Here is a 22888-nt window from a genome sequence, read left to right on the forward strand (position 1 = left end):
CTTTAGCCGCGAGCTCTTTCCCCAAGTTCGTACGAGCGTGCGAGAAAGAGCTCGCGGCTAAAGCCGGTCCTACGAAAAGCGGGCGAAGAGCGAAACGGCTAGGCGGCCACCATCACGATGCAATCCACTGGACAAACCGGCACGCAAAGTTCGCAGCCGGTGCACAGCGGCTCGATGACCGCATGCATACGCTTGGACGCGCCGGCGATGGCGTCGACCGGGCAGGCCTGGATGCATTTGGTGCAGCCGATGCAGTCGGCTTCGACGATCAGTGCGACTTGCGCGGCCTTATGCGCGCCGCGGCTGCGGTCGTAAGGCTTCGGCGGCACTTCCAGCAGTTTCGCCAACGCTCTGGCGCCGGCATCGCCGCCGGGCGGGCAGCGGTCGATGTCCGCTTCGCCGCGCGACATCGCCTCGGCGTAAGGCCGGCAGCCGTCGTAGCCGCATTGGCCGCATTGGGTTTGCGGCAGCAAGCGGTCGAGGCGTTCGATCAGGTCGGTGCGCATGTGCGGATGATGCGGCTTTTCGCTTTAAAAAGCCGTCATTCCCGCGAAGGCGGGAATCCAGTGACTTAAAAGGCCTCCCCAGATCGCATCGAAAGCCATCTGCCATGCCGCGCGCCCTCACCCAACCCTCTCCCGCAAGCGGGAGAGGGCTCAAGCCAAGTCACTGGATTCCCGCCTTCGCGGGAATGACGGCCCGAACAACAGCGTCACTTCACCGGCATACCCGGCAACGCGCCGTCGTCGGCATCCAGCAGCGACAGCCCGCCCCCGTCGAAACCGGCCGACAGGATCATGCCTTCGCTCACGCCGAAGCGCATCTTGCGCGGTGCCAGGTTGGCGATGAACACCACTTTGCGGCCGACCAGCTTCTCGGGCTCGCCGTAACTGCCGCGGATGCCGGAAAAGATCTGGCGCTTGCCGAGTTCGCCCGCGTCCAGTTCGAAGCGCAACAGCTTGTCCGAACCTTCGACGAATTCGCAAACCAGCACTTGGCCGATGCGCAGGTCGAGCTTGGCGAAATCGTCGATGCCGATCGTCTCCGTCGCAGCAACGTCCGCCGGAGCCGGGGCGGTTGTAGGAGCGGCTTCAGCCGCGAGCTTCTTCTTGGAGCCGCCGGCATCCTTTACCGGAACGGCGGGCGCAGGCGCGAGCGTGTCCTTGCTGGCTTCGATCATGGCGTCGATCTGCTTGGGGTCGATACGGATGAACAGCGGCGTATAGGTCTTGATCTTCCGGTCCAACAGGGGTTCGTCCAGATCGCTCCAGACATCGATGGGCGCATCGAGGAACACTTCAACCTGTCCCACCGTATCGGGCAGCACCGGCTTGAGCGCCGCGGCGAGCACGCGGAACAGATTCAGGCCCTGCGTGCATACCGCTTGCAGCTCGGCGTCGGCGCCGTCCTGCTTGGCGATCACCCAGGGCTTGCGCTCGTCGATGTAGCGGTTGGCCTCGTCGGCCAGCGCCATCGCCTGGCGCAGCACGCTGGCCGGGTCGTTGCGCTCGTACGCGTCGCGGATCGGCGCCAGCGCGGCGACGAAGCGCGCGTACATGCCGGCGTCCGGCAGCGCGGCGGCCAGGCGTCCGTCGAAACGCTTGTCGATGAAGCCGGCGCAGCGGCTGGCGAGGTTGACGAACTTGCCGACCAGGTCGGCGTTGACGCGCGCGACGAAGTCGGAAAGGCTCAAGTCAACATCTTCGACCTGGCCATTGCTTTTTGCCGCTAGGTAGTAGCGCAAGGCTTCGGGCGCCAGTCCGACGTTGAGATAGGTGCTGGCCATGATGAAGGTGCCGCGCCCCTTCGACATTTTAGTGCCGTTGATCGTCAAATAGCCGTTGACATGCAACCGCGTCGGCGCCCGCATCCCCGCGCCGTGCAGCACCGCCGGCCAGAACAGGCCGTGGAAATTGACGATGTCCTTGCCGATGAAGTGGTGCAGCTCGGTCTCGCTGTCGTGGGCGAGGTAATCGAAGAAGTTGAAGCCTTCGCGCTCGCTCAGCGCCTGCAGCGAGGCGAGATAGCCGATCGGCGCATCCAGCCACACGTAGAAATACTTGCCGGGGTGGCCGGGAATCTCGAAGCCGAAGTAGGGCGCGTCGCGGGAAATGTCCCAAGCGCGCAGGCCGCCTTCGCCGTCCAGCCATTCCTGCAGCTTGGCCTTGACGCCGGGCACGGCCACGTCGCCGGCCAGCCATTGCCGCAGGAAGGCGTCGAATTGCCCGACTTCGAAGAAGAAATGCTCGGACTCGCGCAACTCCGGCGTCATGCCGCTGAGCACCGAGCGCGGATCCTTCAGGTCGGTCGGCGCATAGGTCGCGCCGCAGTTCTCGCAGTTGTCGCCGTACTGGTCCGGCGTGCCGCAGTTCGGGCAGATGCCCTTGATGTAGCGGTCGGGCAGGAACATGCCCTTGACCGGATCGTAGAACTGCGCCACCGAGCGGTGCGCGATATGGCCGTTGTTGTCGAGCTTGGCGTAGATGCCTTCGGTCAGCGCGCGGTTGTGGGCCGAGTGGGTCGAGCCGTAGTAGTCGAACGCCACGCCGAACGCGGCGAAATCGCGCTCGTGGTCGGCCTGGATGCCGGCGATGAAGGCTTCCGGCGTGGTGCCGGCCTTCTCCGCCGCCAGCATGATCGGCGTGCCGTGGGTGTCGTCGGCGCAGACGAAGCGCACGGTATCGCCGGCCATGCGCCGGGCGCGCGTCCAGATATCGCCCTGGATATAGCCGACCAGGTGGCCTAGGTGCAGTTGCCCGTTGGCATAGGGCAGGGCGCAGGAAACAGCGATATTGCGGGGCATGGCGTGCGCGGTGGGGACGGCCTGCGATTATCGCACGCGTTTTAAAGCCCCTCTCCCATCGGGAGAGGGGTTGGGGTGAGGGTTCGGCGCGAGTGCGGAATCGCAGCCACACACCGCACCCTCATCCGCCCTCCGGGCACCTTCTCCCGAAGGGAGAAGGAAAAGCGAATGCTTATTCGCGCACCCACACCTGCTCGCGGCAAATGAAGGCCACGCAACCGGACATGCCGAGCTTGGCGCCGCCGTCGATCATCTTCAGCTTGGACTTGTAGGTCTTGCCCTTGGCCGGATCGAGCACGGTACCGCCGCTCCAGCCTTCGCCGTCCTTCTTCAGGCCCCAGAGGATGGTCATGCCCTTGACCGGCTTGTCCTTGTTGGCGCCGGAGCACTTGTCGCAGATGGGATTGGGGCCGCGATCGGACGACAACACCTCCACAACCTTGCCGGACAAGGTGCCGTTGCTGGCCTGGCTGATCTCGACGATCGATTTCACCTTGCCGGTCTCGTCGTCGATCGTCTTCCAGCGGCCGACGGGCGTGTTCTGTGCGAAAGCCGCGACCGGCAACATCGCCAATACCAAAGCGAGCAGTTTGATACGCATGGTTCCCCTCCGAGGGATGCCTGAAAAGCCCGGTAGGCAGAGCGCCGCCCGGATGCCGGATTTATACCCGATTCGGCAGCGTATGGAAGCCGCTGTTCCCCCCTTTGCAAAAGGAGGGGCAAGGGGGATTTACGCGGCATTGCGGATTGGAGCGAGAGCAAATCCCCCTCGATCCCCCTTTTCAAAGGGGGAAGAACGGCAAAGGGCGTAAACTGTGCACATGCAGCAAAATCCTCAGAAGCCCCGCATCCATGCGCATGCGGTGCAGCCCAACGTGTCGCCGTCGCCGCGGATTCGCAACGTGATAGCGGTGGCCTCGGGCAAGGGCGGCGTCGGCAAATCGACCACCGCCGTGAACCTGGCCCTGGCCCTGCAGTTGGAAGGCGCCCGGGTCGGCATCCTCGACGCCGACATCTACGGTCCGAGCGTGCCGGCCATGCTCGGCCTGTCCGGCCGGCCCGACAGTCCCGACGGCAAGTCGATCGAACCGATGCGTGCGCACGGCATCGAGGCCATGTCGATCGGCGTCCTGGTCGACCAGGACACGCCGATGATCTGGCGCGGTCCGATGGCCACGTCGGCCCTGTCCCAGCTGTTCGGCGAGACGCTGTGGGGCGACCTGGACTACCTGATCGTCGATCTGCCGCCGGGCACCGGCGACATCCAGCTGACCCTGTCGCAGAAGATTCCGGTGGCCGGCGCGGTGATCGTGACCACGCCGCAGGACATCGCCACTCTGGACGCCAAGAAGGCGCTGAAGATGTTCGAGAAAGTCCAGGTGCCGGTGCTGGGGCTGATCGAGAACATGGCCGTGCATGTGTGTTCGAACTGCGGCCATGCCGAGCACATCTTCGGCTCCGGCGGCGGCGAGAAGATGGCCGCGCAATACGGCGTGCCGCTGTTGGGCTCGCTGCCGTTGGAGATCGCGATACGCGAGCAGGGCGATGCGGGTGTGCCGATCGTGGTGTCGGCCCCCGAATCGACCGCTGCCCAGGCCTACCGCCAGACCGCGCGCCGCCTGGCCGAGGCGCTTGCGGCCAGGCCGCGGGCGACGATGGGCATCTCCGCGTCGCTGCTTTAAAGCCTTCGCCTTCAAAGGGAGAGTTGGGTGGGGATGGTTTCGTCGTGGATCAAACCCATCCCCATCCCGGCCTTCCCCTTGAAGGGGAAGGGGAAGATCAAGGGCAGCGGAGCAAGCTCCGCTCTACAATGTGCAGCTAACGGCCGGACGGCCTTCGGGAACGCCGCATGAGCATCAAGAGCGACCGCTGGATACGGCGGATGGTGGAACAGCAGCAGATGATCGAGCCGTTCGAGCCCGGCCAGGTCAAGCATGCCGCCGACGGTCACCGCATCGTCAGCTACGGCACCTCCAGCTACGGCTACGACGTGCGCTGCTCGCGCGAATTCAAGGTGTTCACCAACATCAACTCGACCATCGTCGACCCCAAGCATTTCGATTCGGGCAGTTTCGTCGACATCGAATCGGACGTCTGCATCATCCCGCCGAACTCGTTCGCGCTGGCGCGCACGGTCGAGTATTTCCGCATCCCGCGCGACACGCTGGTGGTGTGCCTGGGCAAGAGCACGTACGCGCGCTGCGGCATCATCGTCAACGTGACGCCGCTGGAGCCGGAATGGGAGGGCCACGTCACCCTGGAATTCAGCAATACCACGCCGCTGCCGGCGCGGATCTACGCCAACGAGGGCGTGGCGCAGATGCTGTTTTTCCAGTCGGATGAAGTCTGCGAGACTTCGTACAAGGACCGTGGCGGGAAGTACCAGGGACAGACCGGCGTTACGCTGCCGCGTACCTGATGCCATTCCTTCTCCCTCCGGGAGAAGGTGCCCGAAGGGCGGATGAGGGTGCGATGTGTGGTTGCAGCGCCGTACTCGCGCCGAACCCTCATCCGGCGCTGCGCGCCACCTTCTCCCGATGGGAGAAGGGGAACCAACGTCACGGCTTCTGGTAAGTGACGAAGAAACCCTGCAAATCGCCGTTTTCGATGTACGGCTCCACGCTGACCACCTTGTAGCCGCGCGTAGCGAAGGCCTGATGCGCCTTGCTCAAGGAATTGGCCGCGCCCTGGTTGCGGAACCCCCAGCTGGCGTCGACCCAGATCGTCGCCGCCAACAAGCCGCTGCGCGTGGCTTCTTCGGCGGCCTTGTCCGGCGACTTGTCGAACAGGCCCGCGGATGCGGGAAGCGAAACAGCGAGCAGGACGGCTAGCAACAGGTGGCGCATGGGTCTTCCTCGGATAACGGGAACGCCGAGGATAACCGTTGCCAGCGCGCGCGGAGCTGAAGCACGGCGCGGCTGCCGGCACAGGGCCGCCGGCGGAAGTTTTCTTCTACGTCTCCTAAGCGGCCGTCGCCGCATTCAAAGCGGCTTGCAACTGCGCGATCCGCTGGATCAGCGCTTCTTCGCTATAGGGCAGCGCTGCGGCCATACCCCAGACCGGCTTCGGCCAGGCGTGATCGTGCTCGTACCGTGCGATCACATGCACGTGCAGCTGCGGCACCAGATTGCCCAACGCGGCCACGTTGAGCTTGTGCGGACGGAACAACTCGCGCAGCGCGCGGCTGGCGCGGTCGATTTCATCGGTGAGGGCATGGCGCTGCGCCGCGTCCAGGTCGATCAGTTCGACCGCATCGGCCACGCGCGGTACCAGCACCAGCCAGGGATAGTTGGCGTCGTCCATCAGCCGCAGTTCGCAGAGCGCGAACTGGGCCAGCGGATGTGTGTCGTCCGCCAGTTGCGGATGCAGGTGCCAGCGTTCTTTCACGACAGGTTCCGGGCGAAGAAGGCGAGGGTGCGTTCGAGCGCCAGCGCCGCGCTCTCGGGGTGATGGGCGTGCGTATCGACGTCGCGGTTGAAGGCGTGGCCGGCCGGGTAGACGTACACTTCCGCTTGCGGTTGCTTTTCGCGGTGTTTGGCGACGTCTTCGGCCGTGATGGAGCCGTCTTTCTCGCCGAAGTGGAACATCATCGGCGCGCGCAGCGTCTCGTCGAGCAAGGCCGCGGTGCGCGCGCCGTAATAGCTGACCGCGGGCAGGCCGAGCCGGGTGTTGGCGAGATAGGCGACCGTCCCGCCCCAGCAATAGCCCACCGCGCCGACGGCGAGGCCTTCGCGCTTGAGCAAATCCGCCGCCGCGGCCGCGATGTCGACTGCACGGTCCAGGCCCAGCGCATTGACCAATTCGCGGCCTTTGGCGAAGCCATCCTGGTCGTAGCCCAGTTCGACGCTGGCCTCGACCGGATCGAAGAAGGCGGGCGCCAAGGCGACGTAACCGGCTGCCGCCAAACGGTCTGCGACGCTGCGCATGTGCGCGTTGACGCCGAAAATCTCCTGGACCACCACCAGCGCGCCGCGCGGCTCGCCTTGCGGATCCGCGCGCCAGCCGTGGACGGTGCCGTGCGCGGTCTCGAAGGCGATGTCCTGGCCCATGGCGTCGGTTCGTCAGGCGGAGGGCCGATTCTAGCCTCGAAGGTATAATCGCGGCGTTACGCGGAGTTCGGCCGGCCTGCTGGCGATTTTGCGGATCCCCAGCATTCCCTGGATAGCCATGTCATTAGCCAATCCCAAGGTCGGTTTCGTCAGCCTCGGCTGCCCCAAGGCGCTGGTCGATTCCGAGCGCATCCTCACCCAGTTGCGGGTCGAGGGTTACGACATCGTCCAGACGTACGACGATGCCGACGTGGTGGTCGTCAACACCTGCGGCTTCATCGATTCGGCCGTGACCGAGTCGCTCGATGCGATCGGCGAAGCGCTGGCCGAGAACGGCAAGGTCATCGTCACCGGCTGCCTGGGCAAGCGCCCGGAACAGATCCGCAAGGCGCATCCGGACGTGCTGTCGATCAGCGGCCCGCAGGATTACGGCACGGTGATGGAAGCCGTGCACAAAGCGTTGCCGCCCAAGCACGACCCGTTCCTGCATCTGGTGCCCGATACTGGCATCAAGCTGACGCCGAAGCACTACGCCTACCTGAAGATTTCCGAAGGCTGCAACCACCGCTGCAGCTTCTGCATCATCCCGTCGATGCGCGGCGATTTGGTCTCGCGCCCCGTCGACGACGTATTGCGCGAGGCCGAAAAGCTCGTGCGCGGCGGCGTGCAGGAATTGCTGGTGATTTCGCAGGACACGTCGGCTTACGGCGTGGATGTTAAATACGCCGAGCGCGAATGGCGCGGCAAGGCTTACCAGACCCGGATGAAGGCGCTGTGCGAAGGCCTGTCCGAACTCGGCGCGTGGACGCGGCTGCATTACGTGTATCCGTATCCGCACGTCGACGACATCATTCCGTTGATGGCCGACGGCAAGCTGCTGCCGTATCTCGACATACCGTTCCAGCACGCCAGCCCGCGCGTGCTGAAGCTGATGAAGCGTCCGGGCGCGGTCGACAAGACCTTGGAGCGGATCCAGCGCTGGCGCGCGATCTGTCCCGAAATCACCATCCGCAGCACCTTCATCGTCGGATTCCCGGGCGAGACCGAAGAAGAGTTCGAAGAACTGCTCGATTTCCTGGACGAAGCGCAACTGGATCGCGTCGGCGCATTCGCCTATTCGCCGGTCGAAGGCGCCAAGGCCAACGATCTGCCCGATCCTCTTCCCGAAGAGGTCAAGCAGGAGCGCCTGGCCCGTTTCATGGAGCGGCAGGCCGAGATTTCCACCGCCAAGCTCGAAGCCAAGGTCGGCACGGTGCAGCAATGCCTGGTCGATGCCATCGACGGCGATCTGGCGATCGCGCGCTCCAAGGCCGATGCGCCCGAGATCGACGGCCTGGTGCAGATCCAGAACGGCCGCGAGGCTGGCCTGAGAGCGGGCGATTTTGCGTCTGTGCAGATCATGGGCAGCGACGAGCACGACTTGTACGGCGAGGTTGCCTGACTTTCCGACTACAGGGGTTTGTCATGGGGCGGTTCGTTTTTCCGATCGCGATGGTCTTGGCGGCAACGCCGGCCGTCGCGCAGCAAGCGCCGGTGCCGCTGGCGACCGCAGAAGAAATCCAAGGCCAGATACCCGGTAGCGGCACGCTGGAAAGCCGCGTGGACGGCGATCTGAACGGCGACGGCGAGATCGACACCGCCTTCGTTTGGCGAGGCGAAGAAGCCATCGACGAAGAACGCGGGCTGAAGGTATTGATGGCGTACCGCACCGAGGTCGACATGGGCCACGATCCGGTCGGCGAGGCGATGCTGGACCCTTTCCCCCAAGGACCGGGTTCGCTCTCGATTCGCGAGGGCGTGCTGATCTTCGAAGACCTGACCGGCGGCACCACGGCCACGCAATCCACCCGCCGTTACCGCTACGACGCCAAGCAAGGCAAGATGCGTCTGATCGGCATCGATGTGCAGCGATACAGCCGCACCAACAGCCACGGGACGATCGACCTCAGCTGGAACTTGCTCAATGGCAAGCAGATCGTCCAGCGCGGCGAACCCAATACCAGCGGCCGGGGCGATGAGGCTTTGATTTACGCCAAGCCCGAACACGGCGTGCATACGTCGTCCCCGATCTGGATGGAAAATAGCCCAGATCCGGACACGCTGATCGACGAACAAATCGCGGCGGAAGGCGAGGATCGGGATTAGGCTGCCGGCCGTCCGGCCCCCAACGCCTGTTATCCGGAGCGACGCGAGGGATCTGCTCTCCCGTGCATAGCGACATAGCAGATCCCTCGCTTCGCTCGGGATGGCAGGTCAACGGCGCGGGGCCGAACGCCCCGGTTGTCGAAGCCTCTGGAATCGCTTCCCGCATCGGCCGACCGCCGCATCGCAGCCCCCACGCAACTTTTCCGCCGTTGCATGCCTCCAAAGAGTGCCAGCCCCCGTAAGAGTAAGCTGGAACCCCCGGAGAATCGCCGCGATGTCGTCCGAACCAATGCCGCAATCGTCCGCCGCGGGCGCCTGGCGCACTATCCTGCGCCATCGCTGGCCATTGCGCTGGATGCACTGGATCAACCTGTTCTGCATGCTCGCTTTGGTCGGCAGCGGATTGCAGATCTTCAACGCCCATCCGGCGTTGTACTGGGGCGAGGATTCGCACTTCGCCACGCCCTTGTTCGCGACCCAGGCCATGCAGCGCGGCGGCAGCGGAGAACTCTACGGCGTCACCCGAATAGGCGCAGTCCGGATCGAAACCACCGGTGTGCTGGGCGTGTCGGAGAACCAGCAAGGGAAACTCTCGGCGAAAGGCTTTCCGGACTGGAGCACCATCCCCGGTTCGCGCAATCTGGCGCTGGGGCGGCGTTGGCACTTCTTCTTCGCTTGGCTGTGGGCGATCAATGGCGCCTGCTATCTGGCCTGGTCGCTCGCCAGCCGTCATCTGAGCCGCGACCTGGCGATGCGAAGGCGCGACTGGCGCGAGATCCCGCGCTCGATCGCCGACCATCTGCGCTTCCGTCATCCGGCCGGCGACGAGGCCGCGCGCTACAACCCGCTGCAGAAATTGGCGTATCTGGGCGTGGTTTTCGTGCTCGCGCCGGTGGCGATATTGACCGGCCTGTCGATGTCGCCGCAGATGGACACGCTGCTCGGCGGTTTGGTCGACTTGATCGGCGGCCGCCAGGCGGCGCGCACGATCCACTTCGTCGCGATGTCGCTGTTCGTGCTGTTCGCGTTGGTGCACGTGCTGATGGTGTTCTATGCCGGGCCGATCAACGAGATGCGTTCGATGATCACCGGCCGGTTCAGGGTGCGCTATCCGGCGCCGTCGGAAACCAAGGAGAACGGCCATGAATGAGCCGATGCGTCCTTCGCGGCGCCGCTTGCTGCGCGGCGCGCTCGCCGGCGCCGGCGTCGGCCTGCTCTCCGGTTGCGATGCCTTGTCGCGCATGCCGGGCTTCATCGATGCGCTGGAGCTGGCGGAGCCGTTGAACCAGCGCCTGCAGCGCCTTCTCACCGGCGACAGGCTGGCGCGCGAATTTCCGGCGTCGATGATCTCGCCGGTCTTCCGCCCCAACGGCTCCACCGATCCGCAGACGCCCGAATATCTGGCGCTGAAGGCGAGCGGATTCGGCGACTACCGGCTGCTGCTGCGCGGCAGGGTGGAGAAGCCGCTGGAGTTTTCGCTGGAGGCGATCCGGGCCATGCCGTCGCGCACCCAGATCACGCGCCACGACTGCGTCGAGGGTTGGAGCGTGATCGGCAAGTGGGCCGGCGTGCCGCTGGGCGCCTTGTTGGAGATGGCTCGGGTAAAGCCCGGCGCGCGCTACGTGGTGTTCCATTGCTTCGACGATTACGGCAAGGACGGCAGCCGCTACTACGAAAGCATCGATTTGCTGGACGCCTATCATCCGCAGACCTTGGTCGCGCATTCGCTGAACGATGCGCCGGTACCGGTCGCCAACGGCGCGCCGCTGCGGATGCGGATCGAACGCAAGCTCGGCTACAAGCAGCCCAAATACCTGCGCATGATCGAAGTGGTCGATAGCTACGCGCACCTGCAGGGCGGCAAGGGCGGTTTCTGGGAGGATCGCGACTACGACTGGTACGGCGGCATTTAGATTTTTAAGCCGTCATTCCCGCGAAGGCGGGAATCCAGTGACTTGGCTCTAGCCCTCTTCCGCTTGCGGGAGAGGGTTGGGTGAGGGCACGCAGGATGGCAGGTAGCATCGCCGCGATCTGGGGACGCCTTAAAGTCACTGGATTCCCGCCTTCGCGGGAATGACGGCTTAAAAAAGCCAGAGCACCGTGACGCCGCGTTCGCATGCCATCCGCACAATGCCCGCAACCGCACCGAGGGCATCGCAATGGCAGACAACAAACCCGGCTGGTTCACCCGCATGGCCAAGGCCGCCTCGCGCTTCACCGGGCGGCCGCTGTGCTTCATGCTGGCTCTGGGCGTGGTGCTGGCCTGGGTGATCAGCGGGCCTATTTTCGGCTTCAGCGACACCTGGCAACTGGTGATCAACACCGGCACCACCATCGTCACTTTCCTGATGGTGTTCCTGATCCAGAACACGCAGAACCGCGACACCCAGGCCTTGCAGATCAAGCTGGACGAACTGATCCGTTCCACTCAGGGCGCTCACAATGCCCTGCTGGACCTGGAAGAGTTGGAAGAAGACGAACTGGAAAAGTTCCGCGGCCGCTACGAAGCCTTGGCCGAGAAGGCGCGCAACTGCGCCCCGGAAGACGACGACGATGCCGGCACGCCGGAGGTGCGCGTCGATCAACCCAAGCCGGGGCCGTAGCGGATGCCGACGATGGCGTAGCGGATCGCGCCGCCGGGCAACACGGCATCGAATTCGTCGTCGGCGCGCTTTTTCAGCATCGCCCGCGCCAAGGGCGAGTCGATGCTGATGAAGCCCCGCTTGGCGTCGGTCTCGTCGGGCCCGACGATGCGGTAGCGCACCGTTTCGCCGTCGGCGACGTTCTCCAGTTCCACCCATGCGCCGAAAAACACCGCTTCCGGGTCGGAAGGCGCGGCATCGACCACGCGCAGCACTTCCAGCCGCTTGGACAGGTAGCGCACGCGGCGGTCGATCTCGCCGAGTTGCTTCTTGCGATAGGTGTATTCCGCATTCTCGGACCGGTCGCCCTCGGCCGCGGCTGCGGCGAGGGCTTTGACCACTTCGGGACGTTTCACGCGCCACAGCTCGTCCAGCTCGGTCTTGAGCCGAGCGTGGCCTTCGCGCGTGATCAGCGCCGTACTTTTTTCGGCAGGCGGCCGCCAGCGGCCCATGGTTATTGCGCGGCGACGCGCTTCAGGCTGAAGTTCTGCGCGCCTTGCATGGCGTTGCCGTCCTTGTCCATCAGCCGGATCTCGTCCTTGCCGACGATCTCGAACAGGCGGTCCGCGTCGCTCTTGCTGTTCGGATCCAGGCGCAGGCGGTGACCGTTGTCTTCCGCGGTCCAGTGGCCGTCGCTCCTGGCCGGTGCGGTGGCTTTGCCCTGGTATGTTTCGTCGATCGTGTAGGTGCCGTCTCCGGCCAGCGCGATCCGCGTATCGGTGCCCGCGCAATCCGCGCAGGGCAGGGTGCCGCTGAAGCTGCCGGCGAAGCTGCGCATGTCGAAATCGGTCGGTGCGGCCGCGGCCGCGAGCGCGGGGTCGGCCGGCGCTGCGGCTTCGGCTGCCGGCGCGGCCGGTGCGGCGGCTTCCGGCGCAGCCTCTTTCTTGCAACCGGGCAAAGCCAGGGCGGTCAAGGCGATGCCCGTAATGATCCAGGTCTGTTTCATGCGATGGCTCCTTGGGGGTGAACGAAAGTCAGCGCCGGCCGCCGAAGATGCCGCCGAGCACGCCGCGCAGGATCTGCCGGCCGATCTGGCTGCCGACCGTGCGCGCCGTCTGCTTGGCCATCGTTTCGACCATGCCTTGACGGCGTTTGGTGCCGAATACGGCGTCTTTCACCGACTGGCCGAAGCCGCCCGATTCGGCCTCGTCCTGCTCGCGCGTGCGCGCCGGCGGCGCCTGGGCCTTTTCCGCGGCGTTGTCGACTTTTTTGGCCAGCATTTCGGAGGCCGATTCGCGATCGACGCGGTTGTCGTACTTGTGCCCGACCGGACTGCCCGCGCGCACCTGCGCGCGTTCGGCCTCGGTGATCGCGCCCATGCGGCAGCGCGGCGGCGCGATCAGGGTGCGTTCCACCGGCATCGGCACGCCCTTGTCCTGCAGCGTGGACACCAGCGCTTCGCCGGTGCCGAGCTTGGAGATCGCCTCGGCCACGTCCAGGTTCGGATTGGGCACGAAAGTCTCGGCCGCCGTGCGCACCGCCTTCTGGTCGCGCGGCGTGAATGCGCGCAGCGCGTGCTGCACGCGGTTGCCGAGCTGGCCGAGGATGTTGTCGGGCACGTCGTCGGGGAACTGCGAACAGAAATACACGCCGACGCCCTTCGAGCGGATCAGGCGCACCACTTGTTCGACGCGCTGCTGCAGCGCGGGCGGGGCATCGTCGAACAGCAGATGCGCTTCATCGAACACGAAGACGAGCTTGGGCTTGTCGAGGTCGCCGACTTCGGGCAGATTCTCGAACAGTTCCGACATCAGCCACAGCAGAAAGCTCGAATACAGCCGCGGCTTCAGGATCAGCTGGTCCGCGGCCAGGATGTTGACCACGCCGCGGCCATCGGTGGTGGTGCGCATCAGGTCGGCCAGTTCCAGCGCCGGTTCGCCGAAGAACACGTCGCCGCCTTCCTGCTCCAGCCGCAGCAGCGAGCGCTGGATCGCGCCGACCGACTGCGTGCTGACCAGGCCGTACGAAGTCGAGATGTCCTTGCGCTCGTCCGCGACCAGGCCGAGCAGGGCGCGCAGGTCGGTCAGGTCCAGCAACAGCAGGCCGCGGTCGTCGGCCAGCTTGAAGACGATGTCGAGCACGCCGCTCTGGGTGTCGTTCAGCTCCAGGATGCGCGCGAGCAGGGTCGGGCCCATCTCGCTGACCGTGGTGCGCACCGGGTGGCCGAGCTTGCCGAACAGGTCCCAGAACACGGTCGGGCTGCCTTCCGGCGCATATCCCGTCAGGCCGATTTCGCCCAGGCGCGATTGCAGCTTGTCGTTGAGCGCGCCTGGAACGGCCAGGCCGGCGACGTCGCCTTTCACGTCGGCCAGGAAGACCGGTACGCCCAGCCGCGAGAAACCTTCGGCCAGGGTCATCAGCGTGACGGTCTTGCCGGTGCCGGTGGCGCCCGCCACCAGGCCGTGGCGGTTGCCGTATTTGGGCAGCAGGAACACTTGGCCGCTGGTGGGGGTGGTGACGGCCTTGCCTACGAGGATGGAGTCCATGGGGGTTCCTGGCGTTCGATGGCCCGATTCTAATTGGTTGACGTCGCCGCAACGGTAGCCCGGGTGGAACCGCAGGCGATACCCGGGGCACTTCACCGCAGGCCTCGCAAGAAAAAGCCCCCGGTATCGCTGCGCTCCACCCGGGCTACGGTTTTTAGGTTGCCCCTCTTCTCATAAGGCGGCTAACCTTCCTGTCCCTTGTCCCATTTGCAGTCCATGCCTTCCTTTGCCCTTGCTTTCCGATTCGCTCCGCTTGCCGCCGCCTTGGCGTTGGTGCTGATTTCTCCGGATGCCGCTGCCGCCTCAAAACGCGAGCAGGCCGTCGCCGCGCTCAACGCGCGCATGACCGCGGCTGAAAAGCGCTATCGCGATGCGCTGGTGAAGATCGGCAACAACGACCCGGTCGGCGTCGCGGAGAGCAATGCCGCGCTGGAGGACATGGAAGACGCGGTCGATGCTTGCAGCCAGCAGAAAGGCTGCGAAGTCACCAACATGGTCACGGTCTACAAACGCCTGTTGAAGACTAGTGCGGATGCGCAGGGGCAGATTCCCGACGAGGCGGACGATCCTTCCGACCTGGATCCGGACCACGCCGGCGACATCGCCTTCAGCAACGACGTGCCCGAAGCGGCGAAAGCCGCCAGCCTGCTCGACGACAAGCGCCATCGCTTCGACAAGATGGTGCAGTACAACCCGGCGGTGCAGGCCGGCATCCGCCGCTGGCTGACCGACATGCGCCCCTCATTGATGGACAGCTACGAAAACTACCAATACATGCGCCAGCTGATGTCGCCGTCGTTCGAGCGCGCCGGCCTGCCCGAAGCCCTGCTGTTCGGCATCATGGCCAAGGAATCCAACGGCAAGGTGCACGTCACCTCGCGCGCGGGAGCGGCCGGGCCGATGCAGTTCATGTACGCCACCGGCCTGCGCTTCGGCCTGGGCCAGGACGGCACAGGCTTCGATACGCGCTACGACCCGCATGCGGTGGCCGACGCCAGCGCGGCTTACCTCAACGAACGCATGGGCGAGCTCAACCGCAGCATCGAAATGGCGCTGGCCGCCTACAACGGCGGCGAAGGCCGTGCGCTGCGGATCTATAACGCCAGCGAAGGCCGCGGCTTCTGGGATGCCGACGTCTACAACCAGTTCCCGGCGGAAACGCGCGACTACGTGCCGATGGTGATCGCCGCGGCATGGCTGTTCCTGCATCCGAAGAAGTACGGCATCACCTTTCCGCGCGTCGAATCCAAGTACGCGCCGTTGCGCCTGGCCAAACCGACCTCGATCTACGAACTCACCATCTGCCTGGGCAGCGGCGGCACCCGCGACGGTTTCATGCGCGCGTTGCGCAATCTCAATCCGCGCTATCAGCCCGACAGCTACCTGCCTGCCGGCGCCAGTCTCAATGCCACCGCGCAGATCGTGGGCCTGTACAACCGGCATTGTGTGCAGGGCGCGCGCGCAGAGCTGGCCAAGCAGCTGGTCCTGAGCGATCCGAATTCGGCGATCGTGCGCACCGGGCCGGTGGAAACCTTGCCGCCGTCGGGCGGCATCGCACCCGCGCCGCTGGGCGCCACGCCGTCCGTCGCGGCCGCGTCCAAGCCGAAGAATCCGGGAAAGCACAAGGTCGCCAAGAACGAGACGCTGGTGTCGATCGCGCAGAGGTACCAGTGCGATACCAAGTCGCTGGCCAAGGCCAATGGCCTGAAGGCGCCGCGCTATGCTTTGCGCTCCGGGCAGACGCTCAAGCTGCAAGGCTGCCGCGAATGACATGCAAGGCCAAGACGACGAGGGCATCGGCTTGAACGACCTAGAGAAGTACTTCGCGCAGAACACGGGAAAACTGATCCACAAGTGGCGGCACTACTTCGAGGTCTACGACCGCCATTTCTCGCGCTTCAAGGGCACCGAGGTCAACATCGTCGAGTTCGGCGTGTCCCACGGCGGTTCGCTGCAGATGTGGAAGGACTATTTCGGGCCCAAGTGCCGGATCTACGGCGTCGACATCAACCCGCATTGCAAGCAGCTCGAGGAAGAGCGCGTCGAGATCTTCATCGGCGACCAGGAGAACCGCGAATTCCTGAGGTCGCTGGCCGCGCGGCTCCCGAAGATCGACATCCTGATCGACGACGGCGGCCATACGATGGCGCAGCAGATCAACACGTTCGAAGAACTCTTCCACCGCATCGACGAGCGCGGCGTCTATTTGTGCGAGGACATGCATACCTCGTATTGGCCGGAGTTCGGCGGCGGCTACAGGAAAGCGGATACTTTCGTCGAGTACAGCAAGGATTTCATCGACTACATCAACGCCTGGCATTCGATGGAGAAGGACCGGCTATCGGTTTCGGAATTCACCCGGCATGCGCATTCGCTGCATTACTACGACAGCATTCTGGTAATCGAGAAACGTCCGATGGCGGCCCCCGACCACTTGATGACCGGCACCCCGCAGGTGCCCCAATACCATCCGCCGGCGCCGGTCGCACCGAAAACGAAAAAGAGCCTGAAACAGCGGCTGGCGCGGCTTTTCGGCTAGCCGTCGGTGCCTTGGCGAGCGCCGCGATTCGCGCCTATGCGCGCGATGCCAGCCTTTCGCCGAGGCGTACCGCCGATTCCGCGGAAAGCCCGGGCGCCAGAACGGCTGCGCCTGGAGGCAACAGCACGATCACGGTCGAACCGTAGTTGAACCGCGCCATTTCGGCGAAACGTTCAAGCACGATGCCGCGGCCGCGGTAATCCTTCTTGGCGATCCTGTCGCCATAGCGCGGAATCGCGACGCCGCCCCACACGGTTTCCACGCCGGAAACCAGCAATGCGCCGACCATCACCACCGCCATCGGGCCGAAATCGGTGTCGAACAGGCAGGCCAGCCGCTCGTTGCGCGCGAACAGCCGCGGCACATAGCGCACCGCAGCGGGACCGACGCTGAAAAGACGCCCCGGGACGTGCACCGTTTCGCGCAGCGTGCCGGTCCAGGGCATGTGCACGCGGTGGTAGTCCTTGGGCGACAGGTAGACGGTGGCGAACAGGCCGTCGGCGAACGGCTCGGCCGCTTTCGCATCGCCCAACAGTTCGGCGGCGGTGAACGATTGCCCTTTGGCCTGGAAGATGCGGCCGCTTTCGATCGCGCCGCATTGGCTGATGCGGCCGTCGGCGGGCATCAGCAATGCGTTCGGATCCGGATCGGGAACGCGCGCACCGGATTTCAGCGCGCGGGTGAAGAACGCATTGAACGTTTCGTAGGAACGCGGATCGGAGTTTGCAGCCTCGGACAAATCCACGCCGAACTTGCGGGTGACGGTATCGATCAGCCAGCGGCTGGTCGCGCCGTGTTTCGAATAGGCGAGCGATCGCGCCAGCGAGGACACTGCGCGATGCGGCAGGACGTAAGTGAGGGCGGTGATCAAGTCCATGTCGTTTTTTTTGCTCTCAGCCGTCATCCCCGCGAAGGCGGGGATCCGGCGACTTTGCTTATGGAGATGTGGAGGAACAGCGAAAGTCACTGGATTCCCGCCTTCGCGGGAATGACGGCTAAAAAGGATTCATTTCTTGGAGGATGCGGTCAACGCCAGCAGATCTTCCGCTATCGCCTTCGGCTGCAGCGGCGGCTGGATCACGCCGGCCATGCGGCCTTGCGGATCGAGCAGGGCGATCGCCGCCGAATGGTCCACGCTGTACTGGCCCGCAGGCGTGCCTTCCGGCGCCGGCACCTTCATGAACACCAGCGACAGCGACTTGGCGAAGGATTCCAGCGCCGGCACGTCCGCGGTGGCCGCCAGCGTGTCGCGATGGAAGGCGTGCGCATAGCCGCCGATCTTCATCGGCGTATCGCGCTCGGGGTCCACCGAGACGAACAGCACGCGCGGGCGGCGCGCTTCGGGCAGCGGCTCCCAGCGCTTCTGCGCGCTCGCGAGCTCGGCCAGCGTGGTGGGGCAGACGTCGGGGCAGTGGGTGAAGCCCAGGAAAACCAGGGTCCAGTGGCCTTTCAGCTCGCCCGGGATCAGTTGCGTGCCGTCGGACTGGCGCAGCGCGAATGCGGGCAGTTCGCGCGGATGGTCGAACAGGCGTGCGGTCTGCAGCGCAGGACCAGGGGCGGCGCTACCGAAAAAGCCGCGCGCGGCCCACAGGCCGAGGCCGGCGGCGAGCGCGGCGATGAGGACGATCAGCGTGGTGCGATTGAACATGCGGGCGGGTCGGCAGTCGCGTTCCGGCCATGATACCGGCCGCGGCCGCTATAATTCCTGACCCTCTGCGCCCTGCGGGACCTCGTGGCCATCGAACTGCAGACCATCATCGACCTGATCCGCTACGGCGCCAGCCGCTTCAACGCGTCGGGGCTGACCTACGGCCACAGCTACGACAACGCGCTGGATGAGGCTACGCAGCTGACTTTGCACGCGCTGCACATGCCGCACGACCTGTCGCCCGTTTACGGCCAGGCGCGGGTGACCGAGGCCGAGAAGGAAGAAGTGCTGGCGCTGTTCCTGCGCCGCATCGAGGAGCGCATTCCGGCCGCCTACCTGACCGGCGAAGCCTGGTTCGCGGGGCTGTCGTTCAAGTCCGATCCGCGCGCGCTGGTGCCGCGTTCGCCGATCGCCGAACTCATCGAAGCCGGTTTCGAGCCCTGGCTGGGCGGCCGCGAAGTGCGCCGCGCGCTGGACCTGTGCACCGGCTCGGGCTGCATCGCCATCGCCATGGCGCACTACAATCCCGACTGGCACGTCGACGGCGTCGACCTGAGCGACGATGCGCTGTCGCTGGCGCGCGAGAACGAAAAGCGGCTGCTGGTGCAGAACCTGCGCCTGCTCAAGTCCGACCTGTTCTCCGCCCTGCAGGGCGAGCATTACGACCTGATCGTCACCAATCCGCCGTACGTCACCAACGACGAAACCGATGCGCTGCCGAAAGAGTATTCGCACGAACCCGACATGGGCCTGCGCGCCGGCGACGACGGCCTGGACCTGGCGTTGAAGATCCTGCGCGATGCGCCGCTGCATCTGACCGACGAAGGCTTGCTGATCTGCGAAGTGGGCGAGGCCGAGCGCGCGTTGACGAAGCTGTTGCCGGAGCTGCCGCTGGCCTGGGTGGAGTTCAAAGTAGGGCAGATGGGCGTATTCGTGGTCGAGCGCCACGATCTGGTCACGCACAATGCGCGCATCCGCGAGTTGGCGGATGCGCGAGAGGCGAAGGCCGCTGCGACGGGAACGCTGTTTTGACCGGCACCGCCTCGAATCTCTTGCTGTCCCCCCCTTTGAAAAAGGGGGGCAGGGGGCATTTGCTCTCAGCTTTTTGTAGGAGCGGCTTTAGCCGCGAGCTCTTGCTGTTGGCCAAGATCAAGAGCTCGCGGCTAAAGCCGCTCCTACAAAAGCGGAATCAAGGGCAAATCCCCCCTGCCCCCCTTTTTCAAAGGGGGGAACAGCGAGGGCAGGCTGCGTGAATACCTTCGGCCACCTGTTCCGCGTCACCACGTTCGGCGAATCGCACGGTCCGGCGATCGGCTGCGTGATCGACGGCTGTCCGCCGGGCATCGCCCTCGGGGCGGAAGAGTTCGCGCACGACCTCGCGCGCCGCGCCACCGGCAGGACCCGGCACACGTCGGCGCGGCACGAAGCCGACGAGCTCGAAATCCTCAGCGGCGTGTACCAGGGCAAGACGACCGGCACGCCGATCGCACTGCTGATCCGCAACACGGATGCGCGCAGCAAGGATTACGCCAGGATCGCCGAGCAGTTCCGGCCCGGCCACGCCGATTACGCCTATTGGCAGAAATACGGCACCCGCGATCCGCGCGGCGGCGGCCGCTCGTCCGCGCGCGAGACCACGATGCGCGTGGCCGCGGCTGTCATCGCCAAGAAATGGCTGGCGGAAAAATACGGCGTGCAGGTGCGCGGGCACCTGGCGCAGATCGGCGATGTGGTGCCTGCTTCGTTCGATTGGAACGCGGTGGAGGCCAACCCGTTCTTCTGGCCCGACGCATCGCAGGTCGCCGAACTCGAAAACTATATGGACGCGCTGCGCAAATCCGGCGATTCGGTCGGCGCGCGAGTGACGGTGGTCGCCGACAACGTGCCGCCGGGCTGGGGCGAGCCGATCTACGGCAAGCTCGACGGCGAACTGGCCGCGGCGATGATGTCGATCAACGCGGTCAAGGGCGTCGAGATCGGCGATGGTTTCGCGTCGGTCACGCAGAAGGGCAGCGAGCACCGCGACGAAGCCACGCGCGAAGGCTTCCTGTCCAACCATGCCGGCGGCATCCTCGGCGGCATCAGTTCCGGCCAGCCGGTGGTGGTGTCGGTGGCGTTCAAGCCGACGTCCAGCCTGCGCTTGCCGGCCCGGGGCCTGGATGTGCGCGGCGAAGAAGTCGAGATCGTCACCACCGGCCGCCACGACCCCTGCGTCGGCATCCGCGCCACGCCGATCTGCGAGGCGATGCTGGCGCTGGTGCTGATGGACCAGGCGCTGCGCCATCGCGCGCAATGCGGGGACGTCGGCGACGTGACGCCGCGGATTCCCGGCGAAGCCCGAACGAAAGCGTCCAAATGACGGCTGCGCGACCCCGTGTATGGGTTTCGCAGCCGCTGTTCGACGACATCGTCGCGCGGCTGGAAACCCATTTCGACGTCGACGCGACCCGCGAGGTCGCCGATCACGCGCCCGAGCGCATCGCCGAGGCGTTGCGCGAGGCCGACGGCGCGCTGGTGACGCTGAACGATCCGGTCGGCGCGGCGCAGGTGGCGGCGGCTTCGCGCTTGCGCGCGATCGCCAACGTCGGCGTCGGCTACAACAACCTGGAGGTCGCCGCGCTGCAGGCGCAGGGCATCGTCGTCACCAACACGCCCGATGTGTTGACCGAAACCACCGCCGATTTCGGTTTCGCGCTGATGATGGCCGCCGCGCGCCGCATCACCGAGGCCGAGCGCTGGCTGCGCGACGGGCAATGGCGCGGCTGGTCGTTCAAGAGCCTGCTCGGCGCCGACATCCACGGTTCGACGCTGGGCATCCTGGGCATGGGCCGGATCGGGCAGGGCATCGCCAAAAGGGCGGCGGGTTTCGGCATGCGCATGCTGTATCACAACCGCCATCGCTTGCCGGAAGAGGTCGAACGCGAATGCCGCGCGTCCTATGTCGATTACGAAACGTTATTTGCGCAGGCCGATCATGCCGTGCTGGTATTGCCGTATTCCGCGCAGAACCGCCACCTGATCGACGCCGCCACGCTGGCCCGCATGAAACCCACCGCCACGCTGACCAACATCGCCCGCGGCGGCCTGATCGACGAAGCGGCCCTGGCCGATGCGCTCGCCGCCGGGCGGCTGGCCGCGGCCGGGCTGGATGTGTTCGAAGGCGAGCCGAACGTCGATCCGCGCCTGTTGGCGCTGGACAACGTGGTGCTGACGCCGCACATCGCCAGCGGAAGTTTGGCCACGCGGCGTGCGATGGTGTCGCTGGCGGTGGATAATCTGATCGCGGCGCTGGGCTTCGGGCCGGATGCGGGTAAGCCGCGCAACGCGATTCCCCACGCTGTTCTTCCTCGTTGAAAAGAGGAATTAACAGCATTTGCTTTTCGTAGGAGCGGCTTTAGCCGCGAGCTCTTTCTACCGGGTCGCGCGAACGCGCGAGAATGAGCTCGCGGCTAAAGCCGCTCCTACGAAGAGCAACGGCAAGGTCAAGAGCAAATCCCCCTGTGCCCCCCTTTTTCAAAGGGGGAGAAAGCAAAAGCGAACCTAGAGAGAGAAGATGAGCAAGCAGTACAAGGTAGCGGTGGTCGGCGCCACCGGCGCAGTCGGCGAGGTGATGCTGTCGATCCTGGCCGAGCGCAAATTCCCGGTCGGCGAGCTGGTCGCGCTGGCCAGTGCGCGTTCCGCCGGCGACACCGTCGTCTTCAACAACCGTGAAGTGGAAGTGCAGGATCTGGCCAAATTCGACCCGACCGGCGTCGACATCGCCCTGTTCTCCGCCGGCGGCTCGATCTCCAAGGAATACGCGCCCAAATTCGCCGCCGCCGGCGCCGTGGTCATCGACAACAGTTCCGCCTTCCGTTACGACGACGACGTGCCGTTGGTGGTCAGCGAGGTGAATCCGGAGGCCGCCGCCACGCGCCCGCGCGGCATCATCGCCAATCCCAATTGCTCGACCATGCAGATGCTGGTGGCGCTGGCGCCGATCCATCGCGCGGTCGGCATCGAGCGCATCAACGTGGCGACCTACCAGTCGGTATCGGGCGCCGGCCGCTCGGCGCTGGAAGAGCTCGGCCGCCAGACCGGCGCGTTGCTGAACTTCCAGGGCATCGAACCGGAGCGATTCCCGGTGCAGATCGCCTTCAACGTGATCCCGCACATCGACGAGTTCATGGACAACGGCTTCACCAAGGAAGAAATGAAGCTGATCTGGGAAACCAAAAAGATCCTGGGCGACGACAGCATCCTGGTGAACCCCACTGCGGTCCGCGTGCCGGTGTTCTACGGCCATTCCGAGGCGGTCAACATCGAGACCCGCGACAAGATCACTCCGGAAGAGGCGCGCAAGCTGCTGGAAGCCACGCCCGGCGTGGAAGTGGTCGACGAGCGCAAGCCCGGCGGCTACCCGACCCCGGTCACTCATGCCTCGGGCAACGACGCCGTCTACGTCGGCCGCATCCGCGACGACCTGTCGCATCCGCGCGGCCTGAACCTGTGGATCGTCTCCGACAACATCCGCAAGGGCGCTGCGCTGAACGCGGTTCAGATCGCCGAACTGGTGGCGGCTGGGCGTTGACCGACG

24 protein-coding genes are annotated in these 22888 nt (G+C 65.3%); 13 read left to right on the forward strand and 11 right to left on the reverse strand.

What is annotated here, in order from left to right:
• Positions 1–98: 98 nt before the first annotated feature.
• The 3 genes from rnfB to M2650_RS01320 all read right to left on the reverse strand — a co-directional run bounded on the left by rnfB (position 99) and on the right by M2650_RS01320 (position 3404).
• Positions 99–506: an Rnf electron transport complex subunit RnfB gene (gene rnfB, locus M2650_RS01310; RefSeq protein ID WP_249470226.1), complete on the reverse strand. Its 408-nt coding sequence runs from the start codon at positions 504–506 to the stop codon at positions 99–101.
• Positions 507–712: 206 nt separating this feature from the next.
• Positions 713–2803, reverse strand: a complete 2091-nt coding sequence (gene metG, locus M2650_RS01315) for a methionine--tRNA ligase (protein ID WP_249470228.1) — start codon at positions 2801–2803, stop codon at positions 713–715.
• A gap of 172 nt (positions 2804–2975) precedes the next feature.
• The gene (locus M2650_RS01320) at positions 2976–3404 is read right to left on the reverse strand and encodes a DUF2147 domain-containing protein (protein WP_249470230.1); all 429 of its coding nucleotides are present in this window, start codon (positions 3402–3404) and stop codon (positions 2976–2978) included.
• A gap of 220 nt (positions 3405–3624) precedes the next feature.
• Here M2650_RS01320 and apbC point away from each other — a divergent pair, with 220 nt between their 5' ends.
• Positions 3625–4485, forward strand: coding sequence for an iron-sulfur cluster carrier protein ApbC (apbC, locus tag M2650_RS01325; RefSeq protein WP_249470233.1), 861 nt, complete (start codon positions 3625–3627; stop codon positions 4483–4485).
• 167 nt (positions 4486–4652) lie between these two features.
• On the forward strand, positions 4653–5222 hold the full coding sequence (gene dcd / locus M2650_RS01330; protein ID WP_249470235.1) for a dCTP deaminase: 570 nt from the start codon (positions 4653–4655) through the stop codon (positions 5220–5222).
• A 139-nt stretch (positions 5223–5361) separates the two neighbouring features.
• Here the strand turns inward: dcd and M2650_RS01335 are convergent, their stop codons facing one another.
• From M2650_RS01335 to M2650_RS01345, 3 genes are all read right to left on the reverse strand, one after another.
• Positions 5362–5649: a hypothetical protein gene (locus tag M2650_RS01335; RefSeq protein ID WP_249470238.1), complete on the reverse strand. Its 288-nt coding sequence runs from the start codon at positions 5647–5649 to the stop codon at positions 5362–5364.
• Between the two features lie 115 nt (positions 5650–5764).
• A complete protein-coding gene (locus M2650_RS01340; RefSeq protein WP_249470240.1) occupies positions 5765–6190 on the reverse strand; it encodes an HIT domain-containing protein in 426 nt (141 codons plus the stop codon).
• The gene (locus tag M2650_RS01345) at positions 6187–6852 is read right to left on the reverse strand and encodes a dienelactone hydrolase family protein (RefSeq protein ID WP_249470242.1); all 666 of its coding nucleotides are present in this window, start codon (positions 6850–6852) and stop codon (positions 6187–6189) included. Before M2650_RS01345 ends, M2650_RS01340 begins: the two co-directional genes overlap by 4 nt.
• A gap of 118 nt (positions 6853–6970) precedes the next feature.
• On the opposite strand from M2650_RS01345, the gene rimO reads away from it, so the two are divergent.
• From rimO to M2650_RS01370, 5 genes are all read left to right on the forward strand, one after another.
• Positions 6971–8293, forward strand: a complete 1323-nt coding sequence (rimO, locus tag M2650_RS01350; protein WP_249470244.1) for a 30S ribosomal protein S12 methylthiotransferase RimO — start codon at positions 6971–6973, stop codon at positions 8291–8293.
• 23 nt (positions 8294–8316) lie between these two features.
• A complete protein-coding gene (locus M2650_RS01355) occupies positions 8317–8997 on the forward strand; it encodes a hypothetical protein (RefSeq protein WP_249470246.1) in 681 nt (226 codons plus the stop codon).
• Between the two features lie 274 nt (positions 8998–9271).
• On the forward strand, positions 9272–10147 hold the full coding sequence (locus tag M2650_RS01360) for a cytochrome b/b6 domain-containing protein (RefSeq protein WP_249470248.1): 876 nt from the start codon (positions 9272–9274) through the stop codon (positions 10145–10147).
• Positions 10140–10910 (forward strand): molybdopterin-dependent oxidoreductase, encoded by a 771-nt coding sequence (locus M2650_RS01365; protein ID WP_249470250.1) that lies wholly within the window; start codon positions 10140–10142, stop codon positions 10908–10910. Before M2650_RS01360 ends, M2650_RS01365 begins: the two co-directional genes overlap by 8 nt.
• 246 nt (positions 10911–11156) lie before the next feature.
• On the forward strand, positions 11157–11600 hold the full coding sequence (locus tag M2650_RS01370; protein ID WP_249470253.1) for a low affinity iron permease family protein: 444 nt from the start codon (positions 11157–11159) through the stop codon (positions 11598–11600).
• Here M2650_RS01370 and greB read toward each other — a convergent pair.
• From greB to M2650_RS01385, 3 genes are read right to left on the reverse strand one after another with little or no spacing between them, the layout of a single operon-like run.
• Positions 11579–12091, reverse strand: coding sequence for a transcription elongation factor GreB (greB, locus tag M2650_RS01375; protein WP_249470255.1), 513 nt, complete (start codon positions 12089–12091; stop codon positions 11579–11581). The genes M2650_RS01370 and greB overlap by 22 nt on opposite strands.
• 2 nt (positions 12092–12093) lie before the next feature.
• Complete coding sequence (locus tag M2650_RS01380; RefSeq protein ID WP_249470257.1) at positions 12094–12585, reverse strand: copper resistance protein NlpE; 492 nt, start codon at positions 12583–12585, stop codon at positions 12094–12096.
• 28 nt (positions 12586–12613) lie between these two features.
• Complete coding sequence (locus tag M2650_RS01385) at positions 12614–14125, reverse strand: helicase HerA-like domain-containing protein (RefSeq protein ID WP_249470258.1); 1512 nt, start codon at positions 14123–14125, stop codon at positions 12614–12616.
• 216 nt (positions 14126–14341) lie between these two features.
• On the opposite strand from M2650_RS01385, the gene M2650_RS01390 reads away from it, so the two are divergent.
• Together M2650_RS01390 and M2650_RS01395 are read left to right on the forward strand one after the other, a co-directional pair.
• Complete coding sequence (locus tag M2650_RS01390) at positions 14342–15895, forward strand: transglycosylase SLT domain-containing protein (protein ID WP_249470260.1); 1554 nt, start codon at positions 14342–14344, stop codon at positions 15893–15895.
• A 1-nt stretch (position 15896) separates the two neighbouring features.
• Complete coding sequence (locus M2650_RS01395; RefSeq protein ID WP_249470262.1) at positions 15897–16664, forward strand: class I SAM-dependent methyltransferase; 768 nt, start codon at positions 15897–15899, stop codon at positions 16662–16664.
• A gap of 34 nt (positions 16665–16698) precedes the next feature.
• Here M2650_RS01395 and asd read toward each other — a convergent pair whose 3' ends face one another.
• On the reverse strand, positions 16699–17541 hold the full coding sequence (asd, locus tag M2650_RS01400; RefSeq protein ID WP_249470264.1) for an archaetidylserine decarboxylase: 843 nt from the start codon (positions 17539–17541) through the stop codon (positions 16699–16701).
• A gap of 129 nt (positions 17542–17670) precedes the next feature.
• Positions 17671–18312 carry an SCO family protein gene (locus M2650_RS01405; protein ID WP_249470266.1) on the reverse strand — a complete coding sequence of 214 codons (642 nt, stop codon included), beginning with the start codon at positions 18310–18312 and terminating at the stop codon, positions 17671–17673.
• Positions 18313–18396: 84 nt separating this feature from the next.
• Between M2650_RS01405 and prmB the strand changes: the two genes are divergently transcribed.
• The 4 genes from prmB (at position 18397) to M2650_RS01425 (ending at position 22882) form a co-directional block, all read left to right on the forward strand.
• Positions 18397–19344, forward strand: a complete 948-nt coding sequence (gene prmB, locus M2650_RS01410) for a 50S ribosomal protein L3 N(5)-glutamine methyltransferase (protein WP_249470268.1) — start codon at positions 18397–18399, stop codon at positions 19342–19344.
• 217 nt (positions 19345–19561) lie between these two features.
• A complete protein-coding gene (gene aroC, locus M2650_RS01415) occupies positions 19562–20671 on the forward strand; it encodes a chorismate synthase (RefSeq protein ID WP_249470271.1) in 1110 nt (369 codons plus the stop codon).
• Positions 20668–21666: a 2-hydroxyacid dehydrogenase gene (locus M2650_RS01420; protein WP_249470273.1), complete on the forward strand. Its 999-nt coding sequence runs from the start codon at positions 20668–20670 to the stop codon at positions 21664–21666. The genes aroC and M2650_RS01420 overlap by 4 nt, the downstream gene beginning before the upstream one ends.
• 199 nt (positions 21667–21865) lie before the next feature.
• Positions 21866–22882 carry an aspartate-semialdehyde dehydrogenase gene (locus M2650_RS01425; RefSeq protein ID WP_249470275.1) on the forward strand — a complete coding sequence of 339 codons (1017 nt, stop codon included), beginning with the start codon at positions 21866–21868 and terminating at the stop codon, positions 22880–22882.
• Positions 22883–22888 lie beyond the last annotated feature (6 nt).

Origin of the sequence: Luteimonas galliterrae (assembly GCF_023374055.1) — a bacterium.
GTDB lineage: Bacteria > Pseudomonadota > Gammaproteobacteria > Xanthomonadales > Xanthomonadaceae > Luteimonas_C > Luteimonas_C galliterrae.